Annotated in this window: 23 protein-coding genes; 8 read left to right on the forward strand and 15 right to left on the reverse strand. The window is 42.1% G+C overall.

The window, feature by feature from the left end; translation table 11 throughout:
* Nucleotides 1-8: 8 nt before the first annotated feature.
* The 7 genes from dltD to CHH48_RS09385 all read right to left on the reverse strand — a co-directional run bounded on the left by dltD (nt 9) and on the right by CHH48_RS09385 (nt 6,759).
* The gene (dltD, locus tag CHH48_RS09355; protein ID WP_095218865.1) at nt 9-1,169 is read right to left on the reverse strand and encodes a D-alanyl-lipoteichoic acid biosynthesis protein DltD; all 1,161 of its coding nucleotides are present in this window, start codon (nt 1,167-1,169) and stop codon (nt 9-11) included.
* Complete coding sequence (gene dltC / locus CHH48_RS09360; RefSeq protein ID WP_095218866.1) at nt 1,169-1,405, reverse strand: D-alanine--poly(phosphoribitol) ligase subunit DltC; 237 nt, start codon at nt 1,403-1,405, stop codon at nt 1,169-1,171. The genes dltD and dltC overlap by 1 nt, the downstream gene beginning before the upstream one ends.
* A gap of 15 nt (nt 1,406-1,420) precedes the next feature.
* Nucleotides 1,421-2,578 carry a D-alanyl-lipoteichoic acid biosynthesis protein DltB gene (gene dltB, locus CHH48_RS09365; protein ID WP_095218867.1) on the reverse strand — a complete coding sequence of 386 codons (1,158 nt, stop codon included), beginning with the start codon at nt 2,576-2,578 and terminating at the stop codon, nt 1,421-1,423.
* Nucleotides 2,575-4,080 carry a D-alanine--poly(phosphoribitol) ligase subunit DltA gene (dltA, locus tag CHH48_RS09370; RefSeq protein WP_095218868.1) on the reverse strand — a complete coding sequence of 502 codons (1,506 nt, stop codon included), beginning with the start codon at nt 4,078-4,080 and terminating at the stop codon, nt 2,575-2,577. The genes dltB and dltA overlap by 4 nt, the downstream gene beginning before the upstream one ends.
* A 17-nt stretch (nt 4,081-4,097) precedes the next feature.
* The gene (locus tag CHH48_RS09375; RefSeq protein WP_038558452.1) at nt 4,098-4,244 is read right to left on the reverse strand and encodes a teichoic acid D-Ala incorporation-associated protein DltX; all 147 of its coding nucleotides are present in this window, start codon (nt 4,242-4,244) and stop codon (nt 4,098-4,100) included.
* A gap of 15 nt (nt 4,245-4,259) precedes the next feature.
* A complete protein-coding gene (locus CHH48_RS09380; RefSeq protein WP_095218869.1) occupies nt 4,260-4,931 on the reverse strand; it encodes a response regulator transcription factor in 672 nt (223 codons plus the stop codon).
* Nucleotides 4,932-5,013: 82 nt separating this feature from the next.
* The gene (locus tag CHH48_RS09385; RefSeq protein WP_095218870.1) at nt 5,014-6,759 is read right to left on the reverse strand and encodes a sensor histidine kinase; all 1,746 of its coding nucleotides are present in this window, start codon (nt 6,757-6,759) and stop codon (nt 5,014-5,016) included.
* A 192-nt stretch (nt 6,760-6,951) separates the two neighbouring features.
* Here CHH48_RS09385 and CHH48_RS09390 point away from each other — a divergent pair, with 192 nt between their 5' ends.
* The 4 genes from CHH48_RS09390 (at nt 6,952) to CHH48_RS09405 (ending at nt 9,196) form a co-directional block, all read left to right on the forward strand.
* Nucleotides 6,952-7,569, forward strand: a complete 618-nt coding sequence (locus tag CHH48_RS09390; protein ID WP_095218871.1) for a cupin domain-containing protein — start codon at nt 6,952-6,954, stop codon at nt 7,567-7,569.
* Nucleotides 7,570-7,690: 121 nt separating this feature from the next.
* Nucleotides 7,691-8,038 (forward strand): DUF4870 domain-containing protein, encoded by a 348-nt coding sequence (locus CHH48_RS09395; RefSeq protein ID WP_095218872.1) that lies wholly within the window; start codon nt 7,691-7,693, stop codon nt 8,036-8,038.
* Complete coding sequence (locus CHH48_RS09400) at nt 8,028-8,498, forward strand: hypothetical protein (RefSeq protein WP_095218873.1); 471 nt, start codon at nt 8,028-8,030, stop codon at nt 8,496-8,498. Before CHH48_RS09395 ends, CHH48_RS09400 begins: the two co-directional genes overlap by 11 nt.
* Nucleotides 8,495-9,196, forward strand: coding sequence for a MerR family transcriptional regulator (locus CHH48_RS09405; protein WP_095218874.1), 702 nt, complete (start codon nt 8,495-8,497; stop codon nt 9,194-9,196). The genes CHH48_RS09400 and CHH48_RS09405 overlap by 4 nt, the downstream gene beginning before the upstream one ends.
* A 37-nt stretch (nt 9,197-9,233) precedes the next feature.
* On the opposite strand, the gene CHH48_RS09410 is transcribed toward CHH48_RS09405, so the two are convergent.
* On the reverse strand, nt 9,234-9,665 hold the full coding sequence (locus tag CHH48_RS09410) for an RrF2 family transcriptional regulator (protein WP_095218875.1): 432 nt from the start codon (nt 9,663-9,665) through the stop codon (nt 9,234-9,236).
* 160 nt (nt 9,666-9,825) lie between these two features.
* On the opposite strand from CHH48_RS09410, the gene hmpA reads away from it, so the two are divergent.
* Entirely contained in the window at nt 9,826-11,001 is a 1,176-nt protein-coding gene (gene hmpA, locus CHH48_RS09415; protein ID WP_095218876.1) for an NO-inducible flavohemoprotein, read from the forward strand.
* A gap of 36 nt (nt 11,002-11,037) precedes the next feature.
* Here hmpA and CHH48_RS09420 read toward each other — a convergent pair whose 3' ends face one another.
* Nucleotides 11,038-11,475, reverse strand: coding sequence for an Rrf2 family transcriptional regulator (locus CHH48_RS09420; protein WP_095218877.1), 438 nt, complete (start codon nt 11,473-11,475; stop codon nt 11,038-11,040).
* 153 nt (nt 11,476-11,628) lie between these two features.
* Between CHH48_RS09420 and CHH48_RS09425 the strand changes: the two genes are divergently transcribed.
* The gene (locus CHH48_RS09425) at nt 11,629-12,267 is read left to right on the forward strand and encodes an NAD(P)-dependent oxidoreductase (RefSeq protein WP_095218878.1); all 639 of its coding nucleotides are present in this window, start codon (nt 11,629-11,631) and stop codon (nt 12,265-12,267) included.
* A 37-nt stretch (nt 12,268-12,304) separates the two neighbouring features.
* Here CHH48_RS09425 and CHH48_RS09430 read toward each other — a convergent pair whose 3' ends face one another.
* From CHH48_RS09430 to CHH48_RS09450, 5 genes are all read right to left on the reverse strand, one after another.
* Entirely contained in the window at nt 12,305-12,814 is a 510-nt protein-coding gene (locus CHH48_RS09430; RefSeq protein ID WP_095218879.1) for a type 1 glutamine amidotransferase domain-containing protein, read from the reverse strand.
* Between the two features lie 80 nt (nt 12,815-12,894).
* Complete coding sequence (locus tag CHH48_RS09435; protein ID WP_095218880.1) at nt 12,895-14,190, reverse strand: CitMHS family transporter; 1,296 nt, start codon at nt 14,188-14,190, stop codon at nt 12,895-12,897.
* A gap of 143 nt (nt 14,191-14,333) precedes the next feature.
* A complete protein-coding gene (locus tag CHH48_RS09440) occupies nt 14,334-15,017 on the reverse strand; it encodes a response regulator (RefSeq protein ID WP_095218881.1) in 684 nt (227 codons plus the stop codon).
* Nucleotides 14,983-16,623, reverse strand: a complete 1,641-nt coding sequence (locus CHH48_RS09445) for an ATP-binding protein (protein WP_095218882.1) — start codon at nt 16,621-16,623, stop codon at nt 14,983-14,985. The genes CHH48_RS09440 and CHH48_RS09445 overlap by 35 nt, the downstream gene beginning before the upstream one ends.
* Nucleotides 16,624-16,737: 114 nt before the next feature.
* Complete coding sequence (locus tag CHH48_RS09450; protein WP_095218883.1) at nt 16,738-17,508, reverse strand: SDR family NAD(P)-dependent oxidoreductase; 771 nt, start codon at nt 17,506-17,508, stop codon at nt 16,738-16,740.
* A 139-nt stretch (nt 17,509-17,647) separates the two neighbouring features.
* Between CHH48_RS09450 and CHH48_RS09455 the strand changes: the two genes are divergently transcribed.
* Nucleotides 17,648-18,244: a TetR/AcrR family transcriptional regulator gene (locus tag CHH48_RS09455; RefSeq protein WP_095218884.1), complete on the forward strand. Its 597-nt coding sequence runs from the start codon at nt 17,648-17,650 to the stop codon at nt 18,242-18,244.
* A gap of 204 nt (nt 18,245-18,448) precedes the next feature.
* Here the strand turns inward: CHH48_RS09455 and CHH48_RS09460 are convergent, their stop codons facing one another.
* Nucleotides 18,449-19,213, reverse strand: coding sequence for an SDR family oxidoreductase (locus tag CHH48_RS09460; RefSeq protein ID WP_095218885.1), 765 nt, complete (start codon nt 19,211-19,213; stop codon nt 18,449-18,451).
* A 117-nt stretch (nt 19,214-19,330) separates the two neighbouring features.
* Between CHH48_RS09460 and CHH48_RS09465 the strand changes: the two genes are divergently transcribed.
* The gene (locus CHH48_RS09465) at nt 19,331-19,879 is read left to right on the forward strand and encodes a TetR/AcrR family transcriptional regulator (RefSeq protein ID WP_095218886.1); all 549 of its coding nucleotides are present in this window, start codon (nt 19,331-19,333) and stop codon (nt 19,877-19,879) included.
* The last annotated feature ends 154 nt before the right edge of the window (nt 19,880-20,033 follow it).

Here is a 20,033-nt window from a genome sequence, read left to right on the forward strand (position 1 = left end):
ATTTTTTCCTATTGAAGGAATTTCTCCATATCCTCATCTAAGTAAACCCAGCCCTTCCAACCAATATGAATCGTGTCACGCATAAAATACGGGTCATATTCGTGGTCGGAATAGTCGGCATAAGTAAAACCATTATCATCAATTTGTTTTTTGATGCGATTATAATAGTCTTGTCGTCCTTGTTTCGGGAACCCAGTATAATCGTAATACTCTCCATTAACCGGTATGATGACGAATAGCGGTTTGGCATCTGCTTTTTTCAGAATATCGAGCATTAGCTGAAAATCTGCATATTCAGGTGATTCCGCATAGGAATGCCCTTTGTTTTTGCCTTCCATCTCTTTGATGTGATTTTTTTTATGCTTATAGACCTTATAGTCGATATTGAATTTTGAATCCTTTGTGCGTTTTTCGCCATACGCATCTGCTTGAGCTTGCAGTTCCTCCCAAGTCTTGTTCTTTACTTTATCAGACTGACGCCGGTTCGATGGATCATCCTTGATTAGTGTGTAATATAGGTCCTTCTTCTTCAGCATTGATATGTAAGCTTTAGCTGGTGCGGTTAATAGGTTGAACTTGATTTCCTCATCATTCAAGTACGCATCATACAGCTCATAAAGCATCGTGTCATTTTGCACCGCATCATATGACATCAGCCTTTGCATCAATTCCCGCTTCACCTGTTCATCTATTTCTTTATTGAATGGCAGCTGGTATGCCTGTAAAGAGGAATAATTCGGTGCAAAATGCTGCTCATCTGTACCATGCTTGACGAACCACTGCGGCGAGACGATGATGACCATCTGCTTGTCCTTCAGCTCTTCTGCATGTGTAGCAAAGTTGAGATCATTAATGATGGATGTTGTACCGCCTTTCCCTACTAAGTAAGGCGTAAAGTCAGCACCAGTTGCTTCGAAGTAATTCGATGGATGAAACGGGTCCCAGCGTGACAGCTCGGAGGATCCGTAGATCGGAACATACTTTGGATCAGAAAGCATTTCACTCTGTAAGTATGTCCCCTGAAACATATTCGGCTCCAGACTCGTTGCTGATTCTTCCAAACGATCCGCTGGCACCAGTTTGGCCAGCCAGGAAGCCGGCACAAAAACGAGCGCAGCGAACAGGACCAATGCTAATATAATCGGTCCGAATAGATACTTCTTCTTCATTATTTCAGCTCATTCAGACGATCAATAATTGCATTCGGTGTATTCCATGTATCACGGTCGAACTCTGTAATCGGTACGTTGATGCCCAGCTGTTCTTCAAATTGCACAATCAGCTCCACTGTAGCAAATGAATCCAGCAATCCTGCTTCAAAAATATCAAGATTGTTCTCCTCTTTTACAACATCATCTTCACAAACTTCTGCAATAACTTGTAGTACTTTCTCTTTAAAATCCATTAGTATATTCCCCTTTTATTGAAATGGTCTTCCGGAAAACAGATAGAATCCGAAACAGACGACATGGAAAGTGATGACAATTGAAACAATTGTCATGATATTGCCGGTCGGCCAGCGTTTATGTTTTTTGTTCCACGTCTCAAAGAAATTAAAAGCTGTCATCATCAGGGCATGATAAGCACCATAGACGATGTACTGAATCGCTAATCCATGCCATACTCCCATCAACAGGAATAAGAGGATATAGCCTAGATTCGACACGAGCATTTTGTTTTGTATCCATTTTTTCTTTTTCATCAAGAAGACAAAACGCATGAATACATAGTCTCGGAACCAGAACGACAGCGACATATGCCATCTGTTCCAGAAATCCTTGATGTTCCGGCTGATGAACGGCATATTGAAGTTCTCCGGCGAACGGATACCCATGATATAACTGACGCCGACAGCAAACGCTGTATAGCCAGCAAAGTCGAAGAACAGATACAGGCTGTAACTGTACATATACAGCAGGTGGTAGCTGAACCTGCCATCTGCTATATGCTCGAGATTCATGATGAAATAGGTGTTGATTGCATACCCGATAATGAACTTATACAGGAAGCCGAGGAAGATCTTATTGATACCCTTATAAAGCAGCTCCTTGTATTCTTCTGGCGCCCATCGCTTCTCTTCATCCTTCTGAAAACGGCGGAACCTATCAATAGGACCAGAAGAAATCGTCGGGTAAAACAGCATGAAATTGACAAGCTGGTAGATTGACAGCTGCTGCTTGATCAATCCATCTCTCGTCTCGATAATGATTTGAACAGCCCGGAATGTCAGATACGAGATACCAAGAAAGCTTGCCCAATTATCCACTGCCAGGAACGGCAGGATCTTTGAGAGGATCAAAGGCAATATCGACAGGAAACTCATCAGATAGAATACTAGACTGCTATTCTTTTTCTGCCTGTACGAAATATAGCCTTTGATCAGAATCAGCTGCAGAACGGTGAAAAGGACGAGTGAATAAAATCCTTCATCTCCGCCAGAAAAAATCAAGGCCAGGACAGCAATCGATACGAACACATTGTAATAACGCAAATGCTTGCCCATGATACCGAGAATCATCGTCGGCAGGAGCAGAATGCCTAGAATAATAAAGAAAAGGAACGAACTATACGGGGTCATGCGAATACCTCTTCCTTCATCTTCTTACGATCTGCTTTCCCGTTCATCGTCATCGGGATAGTCATCTGATAGGTAAATTTACGCGGAATCATATAAGCAGGCAGACGCAAAGCAAGGTCTTTCCGAATAGCTGCTGTGAGCTGATATTCCTTTTCAAAATCATGTTCCTCAGGAATGACTGCGGCAATCAAGTATTCAATTTCCTCTTCTGGCGTATAAGGAATGATGATGGCAGATTTAATATACTCGGATTGCTGTAAGTGGAATTCGATCTCCTCCAGCTCCATCCGGTAGCCATGCAGCTTGATCTGATAATCCAGTCTGCCCTGACAATATACGATTCCATCCTTGATAAAACCAGCATCTCCAGTTTGATAAGCTTGCATATCACACATAATGCCGTATGCTTTTTCCGTGAGCAGCGGCTCACCAAGGTAACCTTTTGTCACGCTCGGCCCTACGAGGATAAGCTCTCCTTTTTCTCCATCTGGGAGCGGATTACCGGTTTCGTCTACGACGAGAATACGCATATCCGGTTTCGGGCGACCGACTGGCAATGCTTCCTCTTTTGCCAGTAAATCCTCTGTAACTTCAATCGAAGTCACGGCAACTGTTGCTTCTGTTGGTCCGTATGTATTGAATATCCTTGCTTCCGGGAAGCGTTCCTTCAATTCTTTTGCTACTGCCAGTGGAAGTACTTCTCCACAGAAAAGGAAGGTATCAAGCTCTGGAAGCATCTCCGCGTGGAAGTCAGGATTCGGAAAGCACATTTGGACGAAGGATGGCGTGGAAGTCCAAATCTGTAAATCAGAACCACGGAGATTCTCGAAAAGCAGCTTTGGCTTATTGATCACATCTTTCATCAGCGTATGGATGGTACCGCCGCTGTGTAATGCTGGATAAAAATCCATTACAGACAAATCGAATGAAAATGGTGCCTGATTCAAAAACACTTTTCCTTGTCCGAGCGGAAAGTCATTCGTCATCCAATCGGTAAAAGACTGCAGGTTCGCTGCTGTGACCTGTACACCTTTTGGATTCCCTGTACTTCCGGATGTGTAGATGATATAGAATACCTCATCTTCCTTCACCCACAAGTTTTGACTGATACACTCTTCTTGTTCCAGCTTTAAAGCTGCTGTATATAAAACAGCCACATTATCAAGCCCAAGGTCATAATCCGTTGTATTGATGACCAAGCCTGCACCGGATTTTTCCACGATTAGACGCACCCGCTCCATCGGAATGGATGTATCAATAGGTATGTATGGGTAGCCTGCCTTCACACAGGCGAGGAAGGATACCGGCATATCCGTTCCCATATGACCGTACACAACAATTGGTGTCTGCCGTTCAAGCTGACAGCTGTTACGGATAAGAACTGCCAGTCTGTCCGATCGTTCCCAAAGCATCCTGTAGCTGATTGCATCCTCTCCATTACGGAATGCTGTTTGCTCAGGGCTACCTGCCGCATGCTGTGCAATAGTTGTTAAAAGTTTCATTGTTATATCTTCTCCAATTAAAAATCGTTATATATGTAGTTACCTGTGTTGGCTGTATGGAAGCCATACAGCATAAACAAGGTGACAAGGATTGCCAAATAGAAACAGGTATGCACAACAAAGCGAACACCTGTATGTGCATACAGCTGCTTGATCTTATTCATTTTTTCCTCTGCCTTCTATTCAAATTTGTATCCAGTACCGATAACAGTCCGAATATGATGAGATTCATCCCCAAGTTTGGCACGCAGCTTCTTAATATGCGTGTCCACTACGCGGTTATCCCCTTCAAAATCTATACCCCATACATGATTCAGAATTGTTTCACGTGAAAGGACGTTATTTTTATGCTGCAGCAGGAGCAGCAAGAGATCATATTCCTTCGGCGTCAGCTCGACTTGCTGTTTATCCAATTCCAGCTGACGTGATTTTGTATTGACCACGGCATGACCGAAGCTGAGCATATGTCCATTCGGCAAGTAATGTTCGGTTGCCCGCTTCATCAAGGAATTAGCCCGTGCAACCAGCACTTTCGGACTAAATGGCTTCGTTACATAATCATCTGCTCCGAGATCAAATCCATGGATTTTATCATCGTCACTGGACTTGGCTGTCAACAGGATGATTGGTACACCCGATTTTGCACGGACCTCTTTTGTAACAGCAAAGCCATCCATCTTCGGCATCATGATATCCAGAATGACTAGATCGGGATAAATAGCGTCAAACCAATCAATAGCGCTGCTGCCATTATCTGTTTCATGCACTTCCCAGCCATCCTTTTTGAAATAGTCCGCCACTACTTCCCGGATACGTAATTCATCCTCGACAAGCAGCACTTTCTTTCTCATCGCGAATCCTTCCTTCCAACTGATATACATAAATTAACAAGCTCATATGTCCTTCATGTGTCCAAATAAGTAATTTTTCCCATTACTGATAAAATTGCACGATGAAACGGACTCCTTCTGGCGTATTTTCGACTCCATAGCTGTAGTGGTGCAAATCGAGTATTTGCTGCACAATAGCAAGTCCCAAACCTGTGCCACCTGTCAATCTGCTTCTGGAGGATTCCGTGCGGTAAAAACGATTCCAGATCTTATCCAGCTGTTCTTCTGGTATTTGAGAACCTTTGTTGTCAATCATGAACACACTGCGAGCAGTGTCCAGGTCTGTTTCGATACGGATACTAATGACAGAATCTGTTTCGCTATGACGGACTGCATTAACAAGCAGATTCCGCATGACTCGCTCCATCCACTCATAATCTGCCGTAATCGGCATCTCATTCCTCGGCATCACTTCAATGGAAACCTGTTTATCCTTCGCCATGCAGTACATTTTATCGGAAAGATCTTCTATCATTTCACTCAGCAGGAATGATGATTTTCTTAGCTTAATAGCTCCGTTCTCAAGCTTGGCCAAATCCAGCATATCCCCGATCAGTACTTGCATCTTGTCTGATTCCTCAATAATTACGTCAATATAGTGATCGTGCTTGTCTGGGCTGATACCATCCTGTAGCCCTTCTGCAAAGCTTTTGACGATACTGAGCGGTGTCTTCAGTTCATGAGAAGCATGCTCAAAGAATTCGCGCTGCGCTTTTTCCATCTTTTTGCGCTTCTCCATATCCTGCTTCAGCTTCTCGTTGGCTTGTTTCAAATCATCCAGTGCTACATCCAAGTTCTGCGCCATAATCAGCATGTTATTGGAAAGGCTGCCAAGTTCATCTTTTTGCTTGATTGGCTTCACCGATGAAAAGTCCAGATGTACCATTTTTTTAGCCATCTCATTCAGTTTGATCAATGGACTGCTCACAAGACGTGAGTAAAACAAAGAAAGCAAAAGAATGAGTAAAATACCGGCGATACCGATATAAAGATAAAAAACGCGCAGTGCTTCATTCGTATCTTTGGTTTCCTGTAAGGAAGTGACAGAGAAGAGATATTGTATTTCGCCGTCTTTCTCAATTGGATCCATCAGTACTAGATTATGCTTTCCAGTCCATGGTTCCACCCAATTCAGCTGTAGACTTTCTCCATTGTTAAGCTGCTTCAGCAGATCTTCATCAAGCGGGAACCATTCCAGCAGCGCATCATAAAGAAGGCCTAACCCTCTATTTGACATACCACCCTGGGGAAGTGAAACACTTTTTACTTTTCCTTGGAGAGTTATTTCATTCTCTTCCAGATGTTCACCCACACTTTCCTCATCCTTACTGATTACAGAAGGATAAATGACCGAAGTGACCGACAAATCTGATTCTCCATTAACCTCTAACGTATCTCCCTTTTTGATGTTCAACGCATCCAAGTCGGTACCATAATCAGTCACAAACAAGGATAATGCCACTTCAAGTACATCCCCATCTTCTGTTTGCAGCATAATATGGAACGGATCTTGTACTAGCTGATATCCTTCTGCATCAACAATCGTCAAAGGACTTTTCGTCTCCTGCATATAAGACAGCGTGTGCTTCGTCAGCTCCTCTGCACTCCAGGAATTCTCTTCATAGCCATCTGCCAATGCATGCAGATGCTCAGCAGCTTCTTTCGTTTTATAGTGCTGGTAAAAGCTATCAAAGAACACAAGCTGAAAAATCATAATCATAGCGTAAAATGCCAAGAAGAATAAAGCTGTCACAGCGAACAGCTTGATCGTTATGCCTCGTTTTCTCATGTGGTACCCCTTTATGTACTACGACAGTTAGTTATATATACTTTAATTTACAGATATGTTTTTTGTGTGTCCGCACACTTCATCAGCGTACACGCATTTATAAAAATACGGAACCCTTTTTTTGTAAAATCCAAACGCCTGCCTCTTGCATAATCTAACTCCGAAGCATTTCATCAGAAAGAAGGGGAAGGTATGGGGAAAGAAAATGAGTACATGGACTACACCAAGAGTAATGTCCAGTATTTTAGCGATGTGAATAAAAACCGGCTATTCACACGGAATAACCGGAACTATATAAACCGGCTCGGCCGGGATGTATTGAATACACTTGGGAATGTGTCTCTTCTCGATATCTATTTGAGCAAAGGGAAAACAGTCGAACCTCATTACCATCAAAATGCTGCTGAACTTGTCTACTGCATTAGTGGGTCAGCTCAAGTTTCCCTGATTAATCCTTTTACGAATAAGGTCGAGAATATACGCATCACCCGCGGTCAAGTCGCAAATGTCCCTCAAGGCTGGTGGCACTGGGAAACAGCAGTAGAAGATCAAACACATCTGCTGGCCATTTTCGATGCGCCATACCCTGAATATATTTTCGGTTCGGACATCTTAGCGAGGACACCAGCAGAAGTACTCGCTAAAACCTATTGTCTGGATAAGACGAAGCTTCAGGAAACACTGCGCCCGCTCAACAACCAGACTATTATCATTGGTCCACCAGATGAATGCAGCCAGCAGCGGTCTGAAGAACAAAAAGCCTCTCACCAAGAAAATACAGACGGGTATCACTATTATCGTTTCAAATAAGAAATAAGAACAGCCTCTCCTAATGAAGGAGAGGCTGTTCTTATTTGAAAAGTAATTTCTGCTTGAACCTCCAGTCACGTCATCTTTTATGCTTGGATTATAAAACATTGGAGGTCATAACATGCCATTAAAACAAAAGATTCTTGCCAGTATGATGCATCTATTATCTTTACTGCTTACTTTCTTCCTGCCGCTGGCTGTCCTGCTCTTTGTCAGGAAAAGGAACTGCTACCTCAGCAGCCATGCAAAGGAAGGATTGAATTTACATTTCACCTTCCTCCCTATTTTTATATTCATCCGAATCACTGCCGAAATCTGGCCTTATGCCGGCACAGCATCTATGGCTTTGATAGGTTTTGAGACGGTGCTCATTGCACGGGCTGCCTATTTTACATTGACAGATAGGCCATTCTCATATCCTGTAATTCGATTTTTTAAAGTTCAAGGAGATGCATCTCATGCTGCTTGATATACTGGAACCTATTTCTGCATTCCCGCCAGTTCTTCTTTACTTATCGCTAATCTTGCTTAGTGCCACCCCTTTTATAGAAGCACATATAACCGTGCCATTAGGAATTATGCTCGGGCTGCCTTTTCCAATCTGCTGCCTGATTGGTCTTTCTGCAAATTTTCTATCGGTGATGATTGCGGTAAAATGGACTAGAAACACCAAAATAGGAAACGATTCATCCACTCGTCTGGGAAGGGCAGTAGTAATGGGAAGACGCTATGGAGTTCCAGGTCTGGCATTGATGGGACCAATACTTGGGGCTAATCATTTCAGCGCAGTGGCTGCTGTTTTACTAGGAGTGAGCAAACGCAGCATTTACATCTGGCAGTTTTTAAGCATTAGTCTCTGGGGGATTGGTACTGGTCTGTTATTCAAGTACGGTATCTCTTTATTTAAGGAGGGTGGTATTTTCTTATGATGTATGATAAGACATATACAATCGGAGAAATGGTGGCAAAAGGAAAAGTCAGTATTCGTACACTTCGGTATTATGATCAGATTGATTTATTAAAACCAACAGCATACTCAGAAGGTGGTCACCGATTATACTCAAATGGGGACTTGGACCAACTATCAGCCATCCAAGCATTGAAGAATATAGGTTTTTCGTTGAAAGAAATTAAAGACATACAGAACTCCGGTCATTTGCAAGGAAAAGAAGTGCACCGCACTCTGCAATACCAACGAAAAGTTTTGGCTGCTAAACAGCGTACAATAGAAGATATGATCAAGGATATCGACCATATGCTTCGCATTACTGACCCCGACAAGGAAATAAATGCAGATATTTTTTGTTCCATGGTTCACTATATAACCAACGCTGAGGCACGAATGGAGTGGCTGGAAGAAGAAAAAATATCAGCTGATGAAGATGAAGTATTGGAAAAAGAATGGACAATAGTTTTATCAGATCTAAAAAAAGTGATTAGGTCTCAAATAAGTCCAGACGCCCCTATTGTACAAGATATGATTGGAAAGCTTCTGGAGGTAATTAAGCGCACAGCAGGCGATTCAAGAGAAACCGGACTACCCTCCTCAAAGCCTCCCGTTTTAGCTCCCTTTTCAGAAAAGGAACAGCAGTACTTAAAGCAAGCAATCCGCATCTATAAAGAATGATTAACCCAAAAAAGCTGCCAAATTTATGGCGGCTTTTTCATCGAAGCAGCATTCGCAAATCTGCTTCATTCTTTAATAAATCCTGCAGCGTATACGCATCAAGCACTTGCAAATATGCATGCAATGCTTTACCTAATATTCCTCTCAAGCCGCAAACAGAAGCAATCGGGCATGTATTGTTCTCTCTATTGAAGCATTCGACGAGATGAAAATCATCTTCCATCCTCCGCACAACCGCTCCGATATTAATCTCTTTTGGATCACGTGCTAGTTTAATACCGCCTGAACGCCCCCGCACAGCTTCAATATAACCTGCCTGGCGCATTTCATGTGCTACTTTCATCAAATGGTTTTTGGATATATGATATGCTGTCGCAATCTCTTGAATCGTCGACAGCTTGTCTTTTTCTTTTGTTCCCAAATAAAGAAGGACTCTTAGGGAAAAGTCAGTATACATCGTCAATCGCATCTTGGTTATATCCTCCTCTTCTTGAGGATTATAGCATAACAGAATAACTGATTGGGCATAAAGAGAATGTGACACTTTTGTTAAAGTGGTATTTAAAATATATCTTTTATCCACTGTTAGTTCTATGATAGAGATAGATCAAAGAAAGAAGGAATCCAAAATGCTATCACAAGAAACTATCGACATCATTAAAAGCACTGTACCTGTGCTAGAAGAGCATGGCACTCAAATTACTACTGTCTTTTACGAAGAATTGTTTAAAGCGCACCCTGAACTTCTGAACATTTTCAACCATGCAAACCAGGCAAGAGGCAAACAGCAAACTGCACTCGCTAATGCAGTCTATGCAGCTGCGGTACATATCGATAAGCTGGAGGCAATACTTCCGACGGTCGTACAGATTTCTCACAAGCATGTCAGCTTAGGTGTAAAACCCGAACATTATCCGGTTGTAGGCGAATACTTGCTTAAAGCAATCAAGATGGTTCTAGGAGATGCTGCGACTCCTCAGATTCTGAAAGCGTGGGAAGAAGCTTATGGCGTCATCGCAGATGCTTTTATCGGTGTAGAAGCCAATATGTATGAAGAAAATGAAAAGAAAGAAGGCGGCTGGGCATTCTTTAAAGACTTCGTTGTCGAAAAGAAAGTCCAAGAAAGTAATGTTATCACATCCTTTTACTTGAAACCTGCTGACTCTGAACGCGTGCCTGATTTCGAACCTGGTCAGTATATTTCCGTCCGTGTATCAATCCCTGGAGAAAAATACATGATGATCCGTCAATACAGTCTATCTAAGACACCTTCATCAGATACGTTCCGTATTTCTGTGAAGAAAGAAGACGATAATGATCCGGATGGCAAGGTTTCCGTCTACTTACACGAACAAGTAAAAGAAGGAGATAAATTAGAAGTAAGTGCACCTGCTGGTGTCTTCACTCTTGAGAAAAATGCGGACAAACCGATTACTTTTATCGCAGGCGGTGTTGGTATCACGCCAATCATGAGTATGCTTGAGACTCTTGCAGCAGAAGATTCCAAGCGGGAAGTCGTCTTCCTGCAAGCTGCACGCACTCCAGAGTTTGCTGCTTTTACTAAGCAGATCCAAAGCATTCAAGAAAGAATGCCTAATTTGACGTATCAGACATATTATGAAGATAAGAGAATCGATGAAACTATCCTTAAAGATATGGTGAACACTGATAGCGATGTTTATGTCTGTGGTCCAGCTGGTTTCATGGAATTCGTCATTTCCACACTGTACCACGCTGGTATCAGTAAAGAACAAGTTCATTTTGAGTTCTTCGGCCCTGCTGCTGATCTTGAAAAAGCTCAATAAAACAAGTAAGCGCACTGCCTCGGCAGTGCGCTTTTTTTATTCAATCTGCTTATCTTGCTCTTCTATACTTTGCACAATATCCTCAATCGTCACATGCGCCAATGCTTTTTCCATGACCGCCTGTGCTCCAGCGAATATTGGAAGAACAGCTGCTTGAATATTCCTGCCAACCGTACATTGTGGATTCGGATTTCCATGAACACTGAAGAGTTCATTTTCCGGGACTGCTTCCACTGCTTTGTACACATCAAGCAGTGTGATTTCATCAAGCTTACGTGCTAGTTCCGCTCCTGCTACTCCTGGGCGTACATTGACCAGCTCCGCTTTTTTAAGCATACCCATGATCTTACGGATAACGACCGGGTTCGTATTGACACTGGCTGCAATGAACTCAGACGAATTCACCTCGTCTTTATTCACCTCTAGAAGTGTCAGTATATGGATACCAACAGCAAAACGGCTGCTTATTGACATAATTTCCAGCTCACTTTCAAATGAATTCCTATCTCTATAGTATAACGCAAAATGAAACGGGTAAAAGGAAAGTGTTGACAAGTTATAACCTGTAACTTATTATACTACATGTAACTAAATTAATTACAAGATAAAACACAAGGAGGAGTTACCATGAAAATAGGGATTATCGGAGCTACAGGTAAAGCAGGCAGCTTAATTACAAAAGAAGCTATGGATCGCGGCCACGAGGTGACAGCAATTGTACGCAGCGCTGCAAAAGTAAAACAGAACATTAACATACTAGAAAAAGGCATATTTGATATCCAAACATCCGATATCAAGGACTTTGATGTGATCGTTAACGCCTTCAATACTGCTCCTGGCCAAGAAAAACAGCACATTGAAGCTGGTCGGATTCTTATTGAAGCATTAAAGAATGCTCCTTCCACTCGTCTTCTCGTTGTCGGCGGTGCTGGAAGCTTGTTCGTAGATGAACAGAAAACCACTCGGGTATCTGAAACACCTGACTTCCCAGCTGCCTTTTTACCGACAGCTACCAATATGGGTGAAAACCTGAAGGAACTGGAAAGCAGTGAAGGTATCCAATGGACCTACATCAGTCCTGGTGGATTCTTCGATGCAGATGGCAAACGGACTGGCAGCTACCAAACTGGCGGTGAGGTCATGATTTTGAATAAACAAGGCAACAGCTATATCAGCTACGCTGACTATGCTATCGCTGTCTTGGATGAAATTGAAAAACCTGCACATCTTAATGAACGTTTCTCTGTTGTTGGAGAAAAGGAATAAATAAAAGCGCTAGACCACTTGGTCTAGCGCTTTCCTCTTATTTCAACAGATTCAATGATTCGCGGTTGAATGCTTCCAAATCATCCGGTGTTCTGCTTGTGACGATGTTATGGCTTACGACTACCTCTTCATCTTTGTAATTCGCACCCGCATTGATCAAATCTTTGCGGACACTGCGATAGCCCGTAATATCCTTGCCTTTTAGCAAGTCTGTATCGATCAATACTTGCGGACCATGGCAGATAGCGAATACAGGTTTTTCATTTTCTACGAAAGCTTTTGCGAATTCACCGGGACGGTCATCTCCGCGAAGCAAGTCAGGAGAAAATCCCCCAGGAATCAATAGTGCATCGAATTCACTTGCATCAACATCGGAAATCGCTTTGTCGATTTTCACTTTCTCACCGTGCTTACCATTAACTTCTTTGCCAGCTTCGAACTCCACGTTTACGACACTGTGACCAGCTTCTTCGTATGCTTTTACCGGACTTGTATATTCGATATCTTCAAATTCATCTGTAATTAGAACTGCAATTTTTTTACTCATATATAGTCCCTCCTATTTTATCTTTAACTTAAGACTACCAGAGGGTTCTCACTCTATTCAACTATCGCGCTCACAGGTTATCACCCAATACTTATAACCCCGAATATCAATGCCGCGATAGTCATCACAATTGTTGATCCGAATGCCCAAAGCATAGCATAGCGCTGCAGTTCCCCGAATTGTATGCCTACCATACCGATTAGTAGATGGGCTGCGGCTACTAGCGGACTCAATACGTGAACTGGCTGACCGAGCAATGCCGCACGACCGATTTCTACTTTGCTGACACCGTACGCTTGTGCTGCTTCGGCCAGTATCGGCAGTACGCCAAGGTAGAATGCATTATTAGACATAAAGAAAGTAAATGGAGCACTAATGATGGCGATAATGACTGCGAGATATGGTGACATGAACTCTGGGATGATTGATACAAGCGTATTCGCCATCGCATCAATCATTTCCGTACCAGACATGATACCTGTAAAAATACCTGCAGCAATAACTATCGTCGTGACAGCTAATCCGTTTTTTGCATGTGCTGCCATTCTCTCCTGCTGCTCACTCATACGTGGATAGTTGATCATCAGAGCGACGGCAAAAGCAACCATGAATAAAATCGTCAGTGAAATGAAGTCCATGATTAGGCAAACAAGCAACGCTATTGTAAGCAGCAAGTTCACCCAAACAAGCTTCGAACGACGATAAGCTGGTACTTCTTCTGCGGCACTGATTTCTCTGTGCGTTTGATCATCCAGCTGCACAACACCTAAGCGCTTCCTTTCCTTTCTCCCAAGGATGAAAGCTACTGTTATCGCATAAACAAGCCCTACTCCCATAACAGGAATAATCGGTATGAACAGCTCAGATGCTTCCAGGTTCAAAGCAGCCATAGCCATAGCAGAAGCCCCGCCCCAAGGCGTGATATTCATTACCCCCATTGAGAGCATAGCTACTGTTGCAAGAATCAAACGATTCATTCCTAATCGTTTATAGAGCGGTAGTAACGCAGAAACAGTGATCATATATGTTGTTGTACCATCTCCATCAAGTGCTACCATCATAGAAAGAATAGACGTACCAACAACAATTTTGAGCGGATCCCCTTTTACAACTTTCAAAATGAGATTGATCAAGGGATCGAACAGTCCTGCATCAATCATGACTCCGAAGTAAAGGATAGCAAACAGGATCATAATAGCTGTGGCCGCAATTCCTTCTACACCTTCCAGCATCATCGGCCCGAGTGAAGAAGTGAAGCCGCCAATTATACCAAAGAGAATAGGAATAAGCGTCAACGCCACAAGCGGTGATAGCTTTTTGGACATTATCAAATACATAAATACAGCAACCATGGAGAAGCCCAATAAAGATAACAAAAGAAAGTCCTCCTTCAAACAGCGCTAATTGTTAGCGCTTTCAATTGAAAGAAGTGTAACATTGTGTTCACAAAATGCACAGTTTACTTACATTAAGTGCATTTTTTTCATTTTTCTCACGGCTATTAGGATGAGTTCTCGGCTCAGTATTTATACTTGCGGACAGGCCTTCCGACTGTTCCATAGGTGACTTCCACTTCCGCTTCTTTTCTCGACACCATATATTCCAAGTAGCGGCGAACTGTAGAATGGCTTACCCCTATCTTCGCTGCTATTTCCTCAGCCTTTTCGCTGTTCTGCTGCTCCTTCATTGCCTGTCGTACCGATTCCAAGGTGTGGCGGTCTACTCCTTTTGGATAGACTTCCTGTTCCACTGCTTCTGCTGTATGTATATTAGGATGAAAGATAGCATCTACTTGCTGCTGACCGATTTCATTGCCAGATTGAAGTTCCTTCTTATAGATAGCATATTCCTGAAGCACACGCTGAAAGCGATCACCATCTACCGGTTTGATCAAATAGCTGTACACGCCTCCACGCATCGCCTCACCGACTGTTTCCGTATCATTCGCCGCTGTCAGCAGAATTACATCCGTCTTGCGGTAATTCTGGCGGATGAACCAAAGGATATCGATACCATTCGTATCAGGAAGATAGACATCAAGCAGTACCACGTCTGGCTTCAATGCCTGAAGCAGACTTTTGGCCTGTTCTCCATTTTCTGCAACACCAATTAGTCGATACCCTTCCATTTGATTCAAGTAATTCTGAAATATCATTGATGCTTCTACATTATCTTCCACTATCAGAACGTTCATCCGGTCCATTTTTCACGCTTCCTTTCGGGAGAACAATCGTCGCGAGTGTCCCTCCTGCTTCGCTATCTCCATAATACAAAGCTCCATTCAGTTTCTCCAGTGCTGCCTGTACAATAGTCAGTCCAATACCATGCCCATCCCCAGCTTCCTTTTTAGTTGAATATCCATCCACCAATACTGTCTGTTTTTCCTTCTCAGACAGCCGCTTGCCATTGTCCTCGATATCGACTATCACTTCTTGTCCTAGATCTGTGAAAGACACAAAAACCTTTCCTTCCGTCCCCTGGTGCTTCGAAGCGGACTCAAAGGCATTCTCTAGTAAGTTTCCTATGATAGTCACAATCTTCTCTGTTGCTTCCGGTCGCAGGTCAATGTTCATGCTGCTGCCTTCATCAATCGTCAATGACACCTTCAACTCTTTGGCACGATTGAATTTTCCTAGCAGGCAGGCTGCAATCATCGGTTCCTTTATGCTTGCCATCAGCAAATTGACGACACTCTGCTGTTCCTCTACTTCCTCTGAAATGAGTACGAGTGCCTTATCATATTCCTGTAAGCGAATCAAGCCGTACAAAGTATTTAGCTTATTCATAAATTCATGATTAGAAGCACGCATCTGATCTGCTTGCTGCTTCATTTTTGCAATTGTCTCTGATACGTCAATCACTTCTGTTTCAGGACGTAATGTAAAGACGACTCCCAATGTTTCTTCCGCTTCTTTTATGGGAGAAGCATCTACTATATAAATATCGCCAGCAACAAAAGTATATTTGTTATACCTTCCTTTCCCATCTGCCAAAACTGCTTGATAAAGAGATTGCAGATTCTTCTGGTCGATTGCATCCTCCAGCACGGATTTACGCTTAAATATCTCTTGGGCTCTACGATTAATAGATGTAATATGACCTTTGCGATCAATGGCTATGGTAGCATCTTTGATCGATGTCAGTGTTGTCTCCTTCTCTTTAAATAAGAAGGAAATCTCTTCTGGCTCTAATCCATAAATCAGCTTTTTCACCCGTTTCGCCACAAAATAGGCACCAAGCAGACCAACAGCAAAGATGAGCAGGAACCAGATGATTACCTCCTGCAAATAGGAAAGTATCTGATCATTTAAGTTCTGCTTCAAAAAACCGACTGATGCTACACCAATGATATCACCTGATTCATTTCTTATCGGTGTTTTTGCTTTAACCGCATAGCCGGAAATACCATACCCTTCGTATATGACTTCCTTTCCTTCTTCTAATACCTGGTCATTGCTCGTCTTGGTTGGTTTACCGATTCTCTCCGGTTCTGGATGTGAAATTCGGATTCCATTCGTATCAGCAATTACAACATAATCTGCACCGCTATTTTGCTGGATCTTTAACGACTCCTGCTGTATCGCATCGTCATTATCCCGCTCCTCCAGATGCTGAAGGATTGTGTCATCCTTGGCAGCAAGCTTAGCGACGGCCATCGCAGTGTTCCCTGCATCTTCCTCGACTATCTCATCAACCTTCCTTATGAATAGAGCGCTTACAAATAATAGACTAATCATAAGCAATATTGTCACCAATAAGACAATCTGACCTAGTAAACCAAAACGCAGTCGTCTCCGCAGTTCCCCCATATAAGTCGTCCCCTTTGTTCTCCTCTACTATTATCTTACTACTTTACAGCTGTAGGAAGAAGAAAGGTTATGAAAATTAAAAAGCACCCACTCAAGGAATGGGTGCTAAACTCGTTATCTGCTTGTATAACCTGCATCAGCATGAATAGTCGTACCAGTCACGTAAGAAGATTGATCAGATGCTAGCCATAGGCTTGCTTGAGCAATCTCTTCCGGCTGACCGAATCTGCCAAGAAGGCTTAGCATCGGTGCAAATTCTTCTTCAGTCTGACCTGTTTCTTCCAGGGAACCTCTTAGCATCGGTGTATCAATTGCTCCAGGAGCGACTGTGTTCACACGAATGTTCTTCGGTCCGTTTTCAAGAGCTGCAACCTTGGTCATACCTACAACGCCATGCTTAGCTGCAACATATGCGATGTTATTCGGCTGTGGACGGAAGCCGCTTACTGAAGAAATATTGACGATACTGCCGCCTTCACCTTGCTTAATCATTTGCTGTAATTCATATTTCATACAAAGCGCAGTACCTGTTAAATCAACCGAAATCAAACGGTTCCAGTACGCTTCATCGAATTCTGCTGCTGGTGCATTATCGGGTGTGAGGGCTGCGTTATTGATCGCAACATCCAGACGTCCGAACTTTGCTACTGTTTCTTCTACCATTTGTTTTACTTGTGCTGAATCAGATACATCCACTTTTACGAAGAAAGCAGTTCCGCCAGCTGCTTCAATCTCTTCGACTGCTGCTTTCCCTTTTTCTTCATTAAAGTCTGCTACGACAACTTTCGCTTTCGCTTCGGCAAATAGTTTTGCTGTCGCAAGACCCATCCCCATTGCTGCGCCAGTTACGATTGCTACTTTACCTTCTAAAACTGGAAATGTCATGATTATTTCCCCCTTATGTTCTACGCTTACATTTTCACTATAGAAAAATCCATTTGCTGCGACAATATGCGATAATAGAGATAGAAATTTATTTTGAACAAGACAGACCATACTGTTCAATAAAAGTGAGGAGAAACCTGTGAGCATCACCTATCCCGACAAACGAGTAGAAAGAACCCAGCACGCGTTAAAGAAAGCTTTAATGAAACTGTTGGCGGAGAGAACGCTTCATAAAATCCATATTTCTGAGATAACCGAAGAAGCTGGTGTCAGCAGGGGAACTTTCTATACCCATTATGAAAAGAAAGAAGATCTGCTGGATGAACTCTCTGAGGATATGCTTGAGGAAATGACCATCGCTTTCCGAAAACCTTACGAACAGTTAGGAATGGTAGACTTTCGGAGCCTGCCAGCAGAGTCCCTAGTTCTGTTCGATCATTTCCTGGAAAATAAAGCATTCTACCAGCTAATGCTTGGCGGCACTTCGGACAATTTTTTTAAAGAAAAGATGATAGATCAGCTTCATTACCTTTTCCGGAAAGACTATGCCTTTTATTTCCGTCAAATTGATGCTGAAATAAATCTGGAACTGTTCTGTACGTATCGCATCCATGGCATCATTGGATTGATTGTTGAATGGATTCAAAAAGGGTTCGATAAACCTGCTCCCTTCATGGCAGAACAGCTGCTGCATATTTTCAGGTTTCATACCGAGAGTGTTATGATCAGGCATTAGAAAATAGGGTGTACCTACTTAGGCACACCCTTGATCAATAATTCACTAGCATACGAGCTGCTGCATCATCTGTAACTAGGACATGAATCAAAATTCGCAGCTAATGCCCAGATCCCCATACTGGTTAAACATCACATTAATCAGTCTTCAAATATAGCAATCCCTCCATATTAAAGGTCTGCGTCAAAATCATAAATCTATTGATTATATTTTTCTTTCTCTCGCCATTGAATTAGACAGAAAATCAGGGAAGTATTTTCCTGCTAAGCGCAGAAATTTCGAAGCACCCGGAACTACACGCTTCTTGTTCTTTTCCATACCTTTAATGCCATGTTTAACAAGTGTATCTAAAGACATACTTGGCATGCCCTCTGCTTCTGTTCCATTCGATTCAAGATTTGTTTCCGCAACAAGCGGCGGTACCAACTCCATTACATGAATATTTTTCCCTGACTTATTTAACTGAATACGGAGCGCGTCAGTATACATATGAACTCCTGCTTTCGTAGCAGAATAAACAGGATGAATAGGTGAAGTTATATATGATAGACCAGAACTGACAGTTACGATCATTGCTTCATCTTGCTCACAAAGTTGTGGCAGCAAAGCTTTGGTCATCCACATTGTTCCATTAAGATTTATATCAACTTCCGCTGTCACCTGTTCAAGCTTCATTTCTTCATCAAGTAATTTAAAAGAACGCATAATTCCGGCTGAATTAAATAAAACATTGGCTTCAGGATAGTTTTCCTTAATGAATATCGCCATTTTGCGAACTGAGTCAAGACTTGAAACGTCCCCTTGTAAACCAATCAGTCCTTTACAATCTTTCATTACCCGATCAATTGTTTCTTGATTACGACCAATTACAATTACTTTATTCCCGCGTTTTAACAATTCTTTAGCATAAGCAAGACCTATTCCTGAAGTACCGCCAGTAATAATAATTGTATTATTTGAAAGCTTCATAGACTTTCTCCCTTTTGGTTACAATTTTTATTTTTTGTAACTTTAAATAAAACCTTACTCCATTAGGTTACAAAAGTCAACTTTTGTAACCTATGAGTTATGTAGTATAATTAATACATGAAGACTTTAAGTAAAGAACTTATATTAGAAACTGCTCACCGTATGGTAGCTGAACAAGGAATGGAAAAAGTTAATCTTTCAAAGGTTGGCAAAGAATTAGGAACGAGTCATGCAGCAATATATAAATATTTCACTGGAAAGGAAGAATTATGGACAGAGCTTGCTCTTTCATGGCTTGATAATGAACTAACAAAACTATTTCCTTTCGACACTAAAAATTATTCCTCTACGAAGGAAATCATTCATGATTGGTTTTGGATTTTAAGTGAATCAAAATATAAATCGTATCATCGCGAACCAGAAATGTTTAAGTTATATACGACATATATTGATGGAAATCCACCAGTTTTAGCTCGTCACCTTACAGAATTATTAAGTAGCTTAAAAGAAGCAAGCAGAATTGAAAACAACAGCACACTAAAGGCGCTGCTCGTGGCGTTTTCTTATTTTTCAGCCCCCTCCTTTGCCGAAAATTGGTCACAGATTGACTTCAAAGGAGAATTCGAGGCTGTCTGGAAATTAGTCGAGGTTGGAATAATCTTATAGCATTAAATCAAGTATAAAAAAAGTTCTAATTAGAAATTATTGCGATTGCTTTCAAGCTGTACAATAACGCCCATCAACGCATTTCAAAGGATATACACTCTTGCAATATTCAGATAAAAAGTTAAGCGGATCTACCACAAAAAAAGAGGCTGGG

The sequence above is a fragment of the Terribacillus saccharophilus genome (assembly GCF_002272075.1).
GTDB lineage: Bacteria > Bacillota > Bacilli > Bacillales > Amphibacillaceae > Terribacillus > Terribacillus saccharophilus_A.